This is a genomic window from Kingella kingae ATCC 23330, from assembly GCF_900111845.1.
In the GTDB taxonomy this organism is placed as follows: domain Bacteria; phylum Pseudomonadota; class Gammaproteobacteria; order Burkholderiales; family Neisseriaceae; genus Kingella; species Kingella kingae.
This window is the reverse complement of sequence record NZ_FOJK01000059.1, coordinates 96711-109997: the sequence shown is the minus strand read 5'-3', so window position 1 is coordinate 109997 and position 13287 is coordinate 96711. Positions and strand designations below refer to the sequence as shown.

12 protein-coding genes are annotated in these 13287 nt (G+C 46.2%); 7 read left to right on the top strand and 5 right to left on the bottom strand.

Translation table 11 applies throughout. The annotated features are described in order from the left end of the window. Positions 1-44 precede the first annotated feature (44 nt). The 6 genes from BQ5809_RS09595 (at position 45) to BQ5809_RS09570 (ending at position 4449) form a co-directional block, all read left to right on the top strand. The gene (locus BQ5809_RS09595; protein WP_032133449.1) at positions 45-317 is read left to right on the top strand and encodes an ACT domain-containing protein; all 273 of its coding nucleotides are present in this window, start codon (positions 45-47) and stop codon (positions 315-317) included. A 26-nt stretch (positions 318-343) separates the two neighbouring features. Next, positions 344-2035 (top strand): D-lactate dehydrogenase, encoded by a 1692-nt coding sequence (gene dld / locus BQ5809_RS09590; protein WP_003786726.1) that lies wholly within the window; start codon positions 344-346, stop codon positions 2033-2035. A gap of 79 nt (positions 2036-2114) precedes the next feature. Then, positions 2115-2357, top strand: coding sequence for a type II toxin-antitoxin system Phd/YefM family antitoxin (locus BQ5809_RS09585; RefSeq protein WP_026036329.1), 243 nt, complete (start codon positions 2115-2117; stop codon positions 2355-2357). Next, positions 2354-2632: a type II toxin-antitoxin system RelE family toxin gene (locus tag BQ5809_RS09580; protein ID WP_026036330.1), complete on the top strand. Its 279-nt coding sequence runs from the start codon at positions 2354-2356 to the stop codon at positions 2630-2632. Before BQ5809_RS09585 ends, BQ5809_RS09580 begins: the two co-directional genes overlap by 4 nt. Before the next feature lie 51 nt (positions 2633-2683). Continuing rightward, positions 2684-3046 (top strand): hypothetical protein, encoded by a 363-nt coding sequence (locus tag BQ5809_RS09575; protein ID WP_003786733.1) that lies wholly within the window; start codon positions 2684-2686, stop codon positions 3044-3046. A 44-nt stretch (positions 3047-3090) separates the two neighbouring features. After that, on the top strand, positions 3091-4449 hold the full coding sequence (locus BQ5809_RS09570) for a PFL family protein (protein WP_003786735.1): 1359 nt from the start codon (positions 3091-3093) through the stop codon (positions 4447-4449). Positions 4450-4778: 329 nt separating this feature from the next. Here BQ5809_RS09570 and grxD read toward each other — a convergent pair whose 3' ends face one another. Further along, positions 4779-5087, bottom strand: a complete 309-nt coding sequence (gene grxD, locus BQ5809_RS09565; protein WP_003786737.1) for a Grx4 family monothiol glutaredoxin — start codon at positions 5085-5087, stop codon at positions 4779-4781. 336 nt (positions 5088-5423) lie between these two features. On the opposite strand from grxD, the gene BQ5809_RS09560 reads away from it, so the two are divergent. Next, complete coding sequence (locus tag BQ5809_RS09560) at positions 5424-7283, top strand: FAD-dependent oxidoreductase (protein WP_003786741.1); 1860 nt, start codon at positions 5424-5426, stop codon at positions 7281-7283. Between the two features lie 62 nt (positions 7284-7345). Here the strand turns inward: BQ5809_RS09560 and odhB are convergent, their stop codons facing one another. From odhB to BQ5809_RS09540, 4 genes are all read right to left on the bottom strand, one after another. After that, complete coding sequence (odhB, locus tag BQ5809_RS09555; protein ID WP_003786743.1) at positions 7346-8533, bottom strand: 2-oxoglutarate dehydrogenase complex dihydrolipoyllysine-residue succinyltransferase; 1188 nt, start codon at positions 8531-8533, stop codon at positions 7346-7348. Between the two features lie 79 nt (positions 8534-8612). Further along, positions 8613-11447: a 2-oxoglutarate dehydrogenase E1 component gene (locus BQ5809_RS09550; protein WP_003786745.1), complete on the bottom strand. Its 2835-nt coding sequence runs from the start codon at positions 11445-11447 to the stop codon at positions 8613-8615. Positions 11448-11656: 209 nt separating this feature from the next. Further along, entirely contained in the window at positions 11657-12940 is a 1284-nt protein-coding gene (gene gltA, locus BQ5809_RS09545) for a citrate synthase (protein ID WP_003790316.1), read from the bottom strand. Positions 12941-12999: 59 nt separating this feature from the next. Further along, positions 13000-13248 carry an FAD assembly factor SdhE gene (locus BQ5809_RS09540; RefSeq protein ID WP_003786750.1) on the bottom strand — a complete coding sequence of 83 codons (249 nt, stop codon included), beginning with the start codon at positions 13246-13248 and terminating at the stop codon, positions 13000-13002. Positions 13249-13287 lie beyond the last annotated feature (39 nt).

Below are 13287 nucleotides of genomic sequence, written 5' to 3'. Positions count from 1 at the left end.
TTTACACGAATTTTTTTGTTTATGTTTATTTATAAGGAATGATGATGAATCAATCTGTTATCTCTGTTATTGGTAAAGACCGCGTGGGTATTGTGTACGATGTAGCAAAAATTTTGGCAGACAACCAAATCAACATCATGAACATTAGTCAGCAATTGATGGGCGAATTTTTCACGATGATTATTTTGGTGGACGCTGAAAAATGCAGCCTGAAACCAACTGAATTAGCGGAATTGTTTGCCAATGAAGGACAAAAATTGGCTTTGGATATTCGTATTCAAAATGAAGAGATTTTTAACGCTATGCACCGTATCTAAATCACTTTTTTAAAGAGGAAAAAATCATGGCTTCTCCCAAATTAGTTGAACAACTTCGTCAAATTGTTGGCAATGCAGATGTTTTAACCGACCCTTCGCAAACGGCACAATACCGCGAGGGTTATCGTTTTGGTTCAGGAGCGGCGTTGGCAGTTGTGCGTCCGCAAACCTTGTTACAACAATGGCAAGTCGTTAAAGCCTGTGTGGATGCTAATGTGATTATCATCAGCCAAGCGTCAAACACAGGCTTAACAGGCGGTTCAACACCGCAAGGCTCGGATTACGACCGCGATATTGTCATCATCAACACGATGAAAATTAAAGGTACGCAATTGATTAACGACAACGCGCAAGTCGTCTGCCTAGCTGGTGCAACTTTGAACGAACTGGAATTGCTGCTCAAACCGCTTGGGCGCGAACCGCATTCCGTGATTGGTTCTTCGTGCATTGGCGCGAGCGTGATTGGTGGCGTGTGCAACAATTCGGGCGGTTCGTTGGTACAACGCGGCCCTGCTTACACCGAAATGGCTTTGTATGCTCAAATCGGCGAAAACGGCGAATTGGAATTGGTGAATCACTTGGGCATTGATTTGGGCGACACGCCAGAAGAAATTTTGACGAATTTACAAGGACATCATTATCAACGCAAAGACGTTCACGAGGGCGGCAAAGGACACGACCATTCTTATTGCAATCACGTCCGCCAAGTGGATGCCGACACGCCAGCGCGTTTCAATGCAGACCCAGCACGACATTACGAAGCATCAGGCAGCGCAGGCAAATTAGCCGTGTTCGCCGTACGTTTGGACACATTCGTGTCTGAAAAAAACACCGCCGTGTTCTACGTTGGCACAAACAATACTGCCGTTTTAACGCAAATCCGCCGAAATATGTTGGCAGAATTCAAAAACTTGCCGATTTCAGGCGAGTATATCCACCGCGATGCGTTTGATATTGCACTGGATTACGGCAAAGATATGTTCTACGTCATCAAACACGCAGGCACAGCCAATTTGCCCAAATTGTTTGATTTCAAAGCAAAAGTGGACAGATTCGCGAAAAATTTATCGTTCTTGCCGAAGCATTTTTCTGACCGCGTTTTGCAGGCGAGTTCAAAACTCTTGCCGCAACATTTGCCGCAAAGCATGATGGATTATCACAAGCAATACGAACATCATCTGATTATCAAAATGGGTGGCGATGGCGTGGCAGAAGCGCGTGAATACTTGAAAAATCTGTTTGCCGACAGCAGCAAAGGCGCGTTTTTTGAGTGTAATCCACAAGAAGCACAAGCTGCCATGTTGCACCGATTTGCCGTGGCAAGCGCGGCGGTTCGTTATCGCGCCGTGCATTCCGATGAAGTGGAAGAAATTTTGGCGTTGGACATCGCCTTGCGCCGCAATGATGAAGACTGGTTTGAAACGCTGCCTGAAAGCATTAACAGCAAAATCAGCCATAAATTGTATTACGGACATTTCTTCTGCCACGTTTTCCACCAAGATTACATTGTGAAAAAAGGCAACGATTGGGTGGCTTTGGAACATGAAATGTTAGCGTTGTTGGACAAACGTGGGGCGCAATATCCTGCGGAACACAACGTAGGTCATTTGTATGAAGCCAAACCCGAACTCAAAGCCTTCTATCGCCAATTAGACCCAACCAATAGCTTTAACGTGGGCATTGGGCATACGTCTAAAAAGAAAAATTGGGCTGAATAATGGAATAAAAGTGCAGGCTGCTTTGTGCGATGAAAAGCAGCCTGCACATTCGCAACAATATTTTTTTGGGAGATCTATCATGCAAGCCGTATTAGCCGATTACGCCGTGAGCGTTGCCGAATTAAAGCGCAATTACGCTTCTATTATTGACGAAGCCACAGGCGCGGTTGCTGTGTTGAATCACAACAAGCTCGAAGCGTATTTAATCCCAGCGCAGCATTACGAGCAGTTAATGGATTATTTGGAAGATTTGCAAGACGCGCAAATCATTCAAGAGCGTATTAACTCACCAAGCCGCGAGGTTTCGCTAGATGAGTTATAAATTACCGCTTTGTTGCCGAAGCGGAAGATGAATGGCGCAAGCTAGACAACAGCATCAAGCAACAATTTAAATCCGCGCTAGCCAAACGCTTGGAAAATCCGCGTATTCCATCTGCTGCGTTACATAATATGCCTGATTGCTACAAAATTAAATTGCGTAAAATCGGCTATCGTCTCGTTTATCGTGTTGATGATAATGTGCTTACGGTTACAGTCATCGCCATTGGTAAACGCGATAAAAGCGTAGTTTATGATGTGGCAAATAGTCGCTTGTAAATTTTAATTTCGCTGAACTTTATTTCAGGCAGCCTGAAAAAGGAAATATCCATGAAAAAATTTCTAACTTTGTGTGTTATCGCCTTTTCGTTAACCGCCTGTTCTTTGGGACATTATGATGAAAAAGCTATATTGCGCGTGAAACAAGAATGGCAAGCTAAGCTAGAAACCTTGCCTGTTGGCGCAAGCGAAGCCGAGCTAACCCAATGGTTAAAACAAAATGGTTTACTCAAAAATGGTGAACAGCCTAATTTAAACAATCACAAATACGTTACCAACGTACCAAATGGCTATTTCCCTTTTAAAAGCAGCATTATTTCTTGCAATGGTCTTTTTACTGAACTCACTATTCGGTTAGACGAACAAAATCGTGTTACCACAAAAGAAATAAAAACATTTGATAGTTGTTTTTAATTCCAAAAGGCTGCCTGAAACCCAAAAAACAAGGAATCTCAAACATGAGCAACATTCACAGCAACGAAATTCTAGAAACCATTCGCATGGTTTCCGACCAAAATTTTGACGTTCGCACGATTACGATTGGCATTGATTTGCACGATTGCATTCACCCCAACATCAATGTGTTGAACCAAAATATTTACAATAAAATCACAACGATTGGTAAAGATTTAGTCGCAACCGCGCGACATTTATCGGCTAAATACGGCGTACCGATTGTCAATCAACGCATTTCCGTAACCCCAATCGCGCAAATCGCGGCGGCAACCAATGCGGATAGTTACGTTTCTATCGCGCAAACGTTGGACAAGGCGGCAAAAGCGATTGGTGTATCGTTTATTGGCGGCTTTTCGGCGTTGGTGCAAAAAGGCATGTCGCCAGCCGATAAAATTTTGATTCGCAGCATTCCCGAAGCGATGAAAACGACCGACATCGTGTGTTCGTCTATCAACATCGGCTCAACTCGCGCAGGCATTAACATGGACGCGGTAAAATTAGCGGGCGAAATCATCAAGCAAACGGCGGAAATCACGCCCGAGGGTTTCGGTTGCGCGAAAATTGTCGTGTTCTGCAATGCGGTGGAAGACAATCCATTTATGGCAGGCGCGTTTCACGGTTCGGGCGAAGCGGACGCAGTGATTAACGTGGGCGTTTCAGGGCCAGGCGTGGTGCAGGCTGCTTTGAAAGATTGCGACAGCCACGATTTGACGGAAATTGCGGAAGTGGTGAAAAAAACGGCGTTCAAAATCACGCGCGTGGGCGAATTGATTGGGCAGGAAGCAGCGAAAATGTTAAATATTCCATTTGGCATTTTGGATTTGTCGCTTGCGCCAACCCCTGCGATTGGCGACAGCGTGGCGCGAATTTTGGAAAGCATGGGCTTGTCGGTTTGTGGTACGCACGGAACAACGGCGGCTTTGGCGTTGCTCAATGATGCGGTGAAAAAAGGCGGCATGATGGCAAGCAGCGCGGTGGGTGGTTTGAGTGGCGCGTTCATTCCTGTGTCGGAAGACGAGGGCATGATTGCGGCGGCAGAAAGCGGCATTTTAACGCTGGATAAATTGGAAGCGATGACGGCGGTTTGTTCGGTGGGCTTGGATATGATTGCGGTGGCTGGCACGACAAGCGCGGCGACGATTTCGGGCATTATCGCGGACGAGGCGGCAATCGGTATGATTAACAGCAAAACGACTGCGGTTCGCATTATTCCCGTAACTGGGAAAGATGTGGGCGAGAGTGTGGAATTTGGCGGTTTGTTGGGTTATGCGCCGATTATGCCGACTAAAGAGGGTAGCTGTGAGGTGTTTATCAATCGCGGTGGGCGGATTCCTGCGCCTGTGCAGTCTATGAAAAATTGATTTCTGTAATATTGCAGGCTGCTTTTTGATGTATAAAAGCAGCCTGCAACACAAAAAAGCGCGATTGGAAAACATTATAGTGAAATGAAATCGCAATAGTACAGCGTTGCCAACGCCCTTATGTTGTGCTATTTGCACACGGCGGTCGTTGTCGCCTTGCCCTAATCTAAATTTAATTCACTATAATTTAATCGCTTTCATGGTTTACTCCTTGTTGTGTAAGTAGTGAAATGATGCGCCAATTAAATTAGCCTAAAATTAGGCTGCTGCCTGATTAATTCAGACAGCCTTTTGATTGATATGGCTTAAAAAATCGCCATTGTGAAGTGTTACGCTTTCAACGCTTCTTGCAATTCGCCCGCTTCAAACATTTCCATCATAATGTCTGAACCGCCCAAAAATTCGCCGTTCACATACAACTGCGGAATAGTAGGCCAGTTGCTGTATTCTTTGATGCCTTGGCGCACTTCATCATTTTCCAACACGTTTACGGTAACATAATCTTCGCAACCAGCCGATTGCAAGATTTGTACTGCGCGTGCCGAAAAGCCGCATTGTGGAAATTGTTTTGTGCCTTTCATAAATAACACTACGCGATGAGTGGTTACGACTTCTTTGATTTGTTCTTGAATGCTCATGTTGATTCCTTTAATAGGGTTTGGGTCAAAAAAAACGCGCTGAAATCATTGCGTGCTGGCGATTATAGCGCGATTTATCGGGATTTTGAACTTTATAGCAACATGAAATCGCAACGGTACTGCGTTGCCAACGCCCTTGTGTGCTATTTACACATGGTGAGCATTGTCGCCTTGTCCCGTTTTTATTTTATTTCATTATAAATCAAAAATTAGGTAAAAGAACAAAGCAGCCTGCACTTTATTTAGCCTATGTCTAGCTAACATAATCCGTTAGAATATAGACTGCGCTGTGCAGGCAGCCTGCACATTTCACTAACCCTACCCATAGAGACACTTATGAAGAAAAACATTACTCGCCGCCATTTTTTAAGCAGCACCGCCGCTTTGGTTGGCACAACGGCACTTACAGCTTGTCAAAGTCCAACTTATCGTGCTCTTGCACAAGGCACACGTCAAGCGATGCAGGCTGCTTATTATCCGCCTGCTTTGACTGGCTTGCGTGGCGACCACGATGGCAGCTTTCCTGCTGCACACAGCGTTGCCTTGCGCGGTGCCAAATATGTTTTACCCAATGAAGCCAGCGAGCAATACGATTTAGTGGTGGTGGGCGCAGGCATCAGCGGTTTGGCGGCCGCTTATGCTTATCAGAAAAAACATCCGCAGCACAAAATTTTGATTTTGGATAACCACGACGACTTTGGTGGACACGCCAAACGCAATGAATTCAAAATCAACGGACGTACCATTATTACTTATGGTGGCAGCGAAAACATCGATTCGCCAGCCAGCGCATGGTCAGAACAATCGCTCAAATTGTTGCGCGAGTTGGGCGTGGATTACGAAAAATTCCATGTTTATTTTCAAAAAGATTTATATACCAAACAATGGGGCTTGCAGCGCGGCATCTTCTTCAATGCCAAGACATTTGGTCAAGCCAAATTGGTGTTGGGCAGCCCAAAAATGGACGCGGAACAAGCGGCAAAAAGCGTACCGCAATTCCCATTTAGCGAAGAAGACAAACGCGCAGCTTTGCAGTTGTATGTAGATACCCCAAATTATTTGAAAGGCAAAACACGTCGCCAAGTGATTGAGTTTGCAGAAAATACCAGTTATCACGACTTTTTAGCCAACACCGCTAAAATGCCGACTGCTGTGTTGAAATATGTACAAAATATCAGCTCGGATTACTGGGGACACGATATTAACGCCTTGTCGGTGCGCGAAGCATTTGACAACGGCTATCCAGGTACGCAGAACTTGAATTTGTCAGAAGAAGAGGGCGAAGATGAGCCTTATATCTACCACTTCCCTGATGGCAATGCGTCTATCACGCGCTTGTTGGTACGCAAGCTCATTCCAAGCGTTGCATCAGGCAATACAATGGAAGACATCGTAACGGCAAAATTTGATTACAATCAATTAGATAAAGCTGAACATAATGTGCGACTGCGTTTGAATAGCACTGCGTTATTGATTGAAAATCAAGCAGATAAAAGCGTTGCAATTGCTTATTTGAGTAAAGGCAGCGAGAGTCTTGTCCGCGTCAATGCCAAAAAATGTATTTATGCAGGACACGCTACGCTTGCGCCACGCATCATGCCACAAATGGCAGCCACGCAAGCACAAGCGATGTTGAGCAACGTTAAAATCGCTATGGTGTATAGCAAAGTGCTGTTAAAAAATGGCTTGGTATTCCAAAAAATGGGTGCGCATCATCTGTACACGCCAGACCAACCGTATTGCGAAATGTTCTTGGACTATCCTGTTAAAATGGGTGATTATGTGCCATCGCAAACGCCAAACGAACCTGTGGTTTTACACGCCATTCGTATGGCGGTAGATTTGCAAGGCAATACCGCTCGTGACAAATATCGTGCTGGTCGTCGCAAACTGATTGCGCAAAAATACGATGATTTGCGTAACGAATTGATGACGCAGTTGCGCGAGATATTCGACGCCGTGGGCGTGAATGCCGATGATGTGGTGCAAGAAATCACAATTAACCGCTGGGGGCATGGTTACAGTTACGAACAAGTTGGTTTGTATGACAGTGATAACGATGTAGAGCGCAACACGATGCGTATGCGTAAATCACTGGGCAATATTTTTATGGCAAATAGCGATGTAGCGTGGATGCCGTATGCTCAAAATGCGATTGATGAAGGTTTGCGTGCAGCGAATGAAGCAGCAAAGTAATGGTTAAATAAAAAAAGCAGCCTGCACTTTAAATTCAAAGTGCAGGCTGTTTTTTTACACGATTACAAATCCAACAACAAACGTGCAGGGTCTTCCAACAATTCTTTAATGGTTACCAAAGTCAGAACCGCTTCACGACCGTCAATAATGCGGTGGTCGTAGGACAACGCCAAATACATCATTGGACGAATCACGATTTCACCATTTTCTACCACAGCGCGTTCTTTGGTGGCGTGCATACCCAAAATCGCTGATTGTGGCGGATTGATAATCGGTGTAGACATCATCGAACCAAACGTACCACCATTGGTAATGCTGAATGTGCCGCCAGTCAAATCTTCAATCGCAATGCGACCATCTTTGGCTTTGGCTGCATAATCCACAATCGCTTTTTCAATGTCGGCAATGCTCATTTGGTCAGCATCGCGTAGGATTGGCACAACCAAACCGCGTGGCGAACCAATCGCAATACCAATATCAAAATAGCCATGATAAACAATATCTTTGCCATCAACCGATGCGTTTACGACTGGGAATTTTTTCAACGCTGCCACTGCGGCTTTAACAAAGAACGACATAAAGCCCAGTTTAACGCCGTGTTCTTTTTCAAACTTATCTTTGTATTTGGCACGTAAGTCCATGACAGGTTTCATGTTTACTTCGTTGAACGTGGTCAAAATCGCGTTTTCTTGTTGCGATGCCAACAAACGCTCTGCCACGCGCGCGCGCAAACGACTCATCGGCACGCGCTGTTCAGGACGCGCACCAGCAGGAACGGCCACCGCAGGCGCAGCAGCAGTACGAGCCGCCGCCACTTTTACGTCTTCTTTCAACACGCGACCGTCGCGACCAGAACCTTGAATGCCACTCACATCAACGCCTGTTTCGGCTGCTAATTTTGCCGCAGCAGGCAAAGCAATGCCAGCTTGCGCGTTCGATACAGGCACAGGCGCGGCAGCAGGTGCAGGCTGCTCTTGTGGTGCCGCGGCAGGTGCGTTTGCCGATGCAGCCGCCTCGGTATCAATTTTTGCCAACAGTTGCTCTGTGCCAACGGTTTCGCCGTTTTGCACCAAGATTTCAACCAACACGCCTGCTTGCGGAGCTGGCACGTCCAATACCACTTTGTCGGTTTCAATGTCCACCAAGATTTCATCACGCGCCACGCTTTCGCCGACTTGTTTGCGCCATTCAATCAATGTGCCTTCGGTAATACTTTCTGCAAATACGGGAACTTTTACTTCAATAATCATGTTTTTCTCCAAGTTTGAGAGTGGAATGTGTGCTGCTTTCGGTTTGCTTTATTTGTGCCAACCAAAAGCAGCCTGCAACTTAATTCAAGTTTAACGCATCAGCAATCAGTTGTTCTAATTGCGATTTATGTTTGCTGGCATAACCCACCGCAGGCGATGCGCTGGCTGGACGACCTGCAAAGCGCACAGTTTGACCGTCTTTTGCCAAGCGTTCCAAGCGATGACGAGTTTGATACCACGCACCTTGGTTTTTCGGCTCTTCTTGCGCCCACAAAATTTCCGTAGCGTTCGGGAATTTTGCCAATTCGGCTTCGGCTTCGGCATAGGGGAATGGATACAACTGTTCGGCACGAACAATTGCAATCTCGTTTTGCAAACCAGCGTCATCACGCGCTTTTGCCAAATCGTAATACACTTGACCTGCACACATAATTACACGTTTTACGCTGGCGTTGTCGGCGCGTTCTGCCACATCGCTAATCACAGGGCGGAATGTTGTGCCTTCCAAGAAGTTTTCCAATGGACTCATGGAATCTTTAAAGCGCAACAAGCGTTTAGACATGAAAATCACAAGCGGTTTGCGGTATGAGCGCAAAGTTTGGCGGCGCAAAATATGGAACATTTGCGATGCTTCGGACGGCATAATCACTTGCATATTGTGCTCTGAACACAGTTGCAACCAGCGTTCCAAGCGACCTGATGAGTGTTCTGGGCCTTGACCGTCATAGCCGTGTGGCAAAATCGTGGTCAAGCCACACAAGCGACCCCATTTGGTTTCACCTGATGAAATGAACTGGTCAATCGCTACTTGTGCGCCGTTGGCAAAGTCGCCAAATTGCGCTTCCCAAATGACTAATTTATCGGGCGCAGAACAAGCGTAACCGTATTCATATGCCATAACCGCTTCTTCGTTCAAAATGGAGTCAATCACCACAAAATCGGCTTGATTGTCTGCCATGTGTTCCAACGGCGTGTAAATGCCTGTGTCGGAAGTGGCGCGATTGGTATCGTGCAGCACCGCATGGCGATGCGAGAATGTGCCACGACCCGAGTCTTCGCCCGAAATACGCACACCTGTGCCGTTGGTAACCATGCTGGCATAGGCAACGGTTTCTGCCATGCCCCAGTCAAATGGCTGTTTGCCTGCTGCCATTTCTTTGCGTTGCTCAATCACGCGCTTGGCGGTGTTGTGCAAACCAAAGCCCTCTGGCACTTGGGTAAATTTGTCGGTTAAGCGTTGAATGTCGGCTGCTGGCAAACCGCTTTCTACGGCTTCGCGCCAGTCTTGACCTTGGTATTTGCTCCAATCTACGCGGTGTTTGCTTTCGTAGTCGGTCAAGCGTGTTTGTTCAACGTGTTCGCCTTTGTCCAATGCGGCGCGATAGGCTTGTACCAAACCTTCTGCATCGTCCGCACTCAATACGCCTTCTTTAACCAATTTTTCGGCATACAAGGCGCGTGTGCCAGGGTGTTTGGTAATCGCGCGATACATGAGCGGTTGGGTCAAGGTTGGGTCATCGCCCTCGTTGTGTCCCAATTTACGGAAACAAACCACATCAATTACCACATCTTTATGGAATTGTTTGCGGTAGTCCAAAGCAGCCTGCACTACAAAGCATACGGCTTCTGGGTCATCGCCATTAACGTGGAACACAGGGGCTTCCACCATTTTCGCGATGTCGGTGCAATACACAGTTGAGCGTGTATCGCGTGTATCCGAAGTCGTAAAACCAATTTGGTTATTGATGACCATGTGAACCGTGCCGCCCGTGCTGTAACCACGAGTACGCGACATATTGAATGTGGCTTGGTTTACGCCCAAACCAATGAACGCGCTGTCGCCATGAATCAACACAGGCAATACTTGGTCACGACCGTCCAAACCACGGCGGCGTTGTTTCGCGCGTGCTGAACCTTCTACCACAGGATTAACGATTTCCAAATGCGATGGGTTAAACGCCAAAGTGACGTGCATTGCGCCGTGTGGTGTGGCGATGTCAGAATTGTAGCCGTTGTGGTATTTCACGTCGCCACTTGGCAATTTGGTGTCGTAGCGACCTTCAAATTCGGCGAACAAATCCGCAGGCTGCTTGCCCAAAGTGTTCACCAAAACATTCAAACGACCGCGGTGCGCCATGCCGATGATGATTTCTTCCACGCCGTCTTTGCCTGCGTTTTGCACCAAATAATTCAAGCCCGCAATCGCACTTTCGCCACCTTCTACCGAGAAGCGTTTTTGACCAACGTATTTGGTGTGTAGATAGCGTTCCAGCGTTTCCGATGCGGTTAATTGTTTCAAAATATAGCGTTTTTCGTCTGCGCTGAATTTGGGCGTAGACAAACGGCTTTCAAAATAGTTGCGAATCCATTGGCGTTCTTCTCGGTTTTCAATATACATGTATTCCACGCCAATATGACCGCAATAGGTTTGCTGCAATTTGCTGATGATGTCGGCAAGCGTTAATTTGGTTGCGCCACCAAAATCGCCTTCGCCCAAGCTGAACTGCACCGCCATGTCGGCATTGCTTAAACCGTGTGCTTCGGGCGATAAGCCGTCTGCATTGCGCGGTTTTTTTAAGCCCAGCGGGTCTAGTTTTGCTGCGCCAGAGCCTTGAATGCGATAGGCAGAAATCAGACGCAACACGGCAATTTGTTTTTGCAATAAGTTTTCGTCAATATTGCCAGTCACAGCGGCAATGTTTTGACGTTTTGCCAAGTTGGCAAACGATTGTTGAATAGGGTAGTGTGCGACATCGCGTTCTACTGCGCCAGGTTGGGCTGCCAGTTCGCGGAAATATTGTTGCCAAACTTCGCCAACAGAGTGTGGGTTGTCCAAATAATTTTCGTACAACTCTTCAATGTAGGGCGCGTTTGAACCGAATAAATAAGAAAAATTTAGTTTTTCATTCATCATGGCTCATGCTTTCTAACAGATTGGTCTATTGAAATGTGCTGCTCTGTGCAGAGATTTATCTGCAACATGAGTGGCATTTTACTCTTTTTAACACGCTTGTGCAGTAGCAAAACAAAGGTTTTCGCTATTTTTGTAATTAAATGTAGTAAACGATGTGAAAAAGCAGCCTGCACAATATTAATAAGAGTGCAGGCTGCTTTTTTTACGAATTAGCGTTTATCAACTGGCACAAAATCGCGGCGTTCTGAACCTGTGTACAACTGACGTGGGCGACCAATTTTCGCATTTGGGTCGCTCAAACTTTCGTTCCAATGTGAAATCCAGCCAACGGTACGCGCCAAGGCAAAGATAACGGTAAACATAGAAACTGGAATACCCAATGCGCTCAACACGATGCCAGAGTAGAAGTCCACGTTTGGATACAGTTTTTTCTCGATGAAGTATGGGTCGTTCAATGCAATTTTTTCTAATTCCATTGCCAACTTGAATTTTGGGTCATCTTGCAAGCCCAATTCGCGCAATACCTCATCGCAAGTGGTTTTCATGATGGCAGCGCGTGGGTCCATGTTTTTGTACACGCGATGACCGAAGCCCATTAAGCGGTATTTTTTCGCTTTTACGCCTTCCATAAATTCTGCTACGCGCGATACGTCGCCAATTTCGTCCAACATTTTCAACACGGCTTCGTTTGCGCCACCGTGTGATGGACCCCACAAGCAAGCGATACCTGCGGCAATACACGCAAATGGATTCGCGCCAGATGAGCCTGCCAAGCGCACAGTTGAGGTTGATGCGTTTTGTTCGTGGTCGGCGTGCAAGGTAAAGATGCGGTCTAATGCGCGTACCAACACTGGATTGGGTTCGTATTTTTCGCAAGGTGTGGCAAACATCATGTGCATGAAGTTGGCAGTGTAGCTCAAATCGTTGCGTGGATAGTTAAATGGCAAGCCGTTTGAGTAGCGGTAGCACATAGCCGCGATGGTCGGGATTTTGGAAATCAAACGATAAATGGCGATTTTGCGGTGTTCTGGGTCGGCAATTTCCAAGCTGTCTTGGTAGAATGCAGACAACGCGCCTACTACGCCCACCATCATTGCCATTGGGTGTGCATCGCGGCGGAAACCACGGAAGAACCATGTTAATTGTTCATGCACCATGGTGTGTTTGGTTACGGTATTGACGAATTTTTCTTTTTGCTCTTTGTTGGGCAACTCGCCGTAAATCAGCAAATAGCATACTTCCAAGTAGTCGCTATTTTCTGCTAATTGTTCAATGGGATAGCCGCGGTAATACAGCAGACCTTTATCGCCATCAATAAATGTAATTTTAGACTCGCAGCTTGCGGTAGACACAAAACCTGGGTCAAATGTAAACATATTCGTACCTTTGGTAAAGGCGCGAATATCCACTACTTCATTACCGAGTGTGCCAGTTAAAACAGGCAATTCTACACTCTCGAAACCTTCGCCTTGCAATTTTACAGTTTTAGACATCTTTTTGCTCCTAGTGGTTATTTTACTGATGGGATTTAAGGTCAAAGCAGCCTGCATATTTAAGCTGCTCTGATTTTTTCCAAAATAGGCAAGAAATCTTGGCGTTCTGGTGTGTCGTATTGGTTGATGAAAGCCAAGAAATCTTGGTCTTCCAATGCCAAAATATCCACCAACACGCTCAATTCTTCATCGCTTAATGTGGAAAATTCTTTTTCTGCGAATCGCTTTAACACAATGTCTAGTTCTAGCAATCCGCGCCGCATTTGAAAGCGGATACGCCGTTTGGCGATTTCGTTAAATTGTGCCATAGTTCTTTACAAGAATTAACTGGTATCAGGTTTTGATTG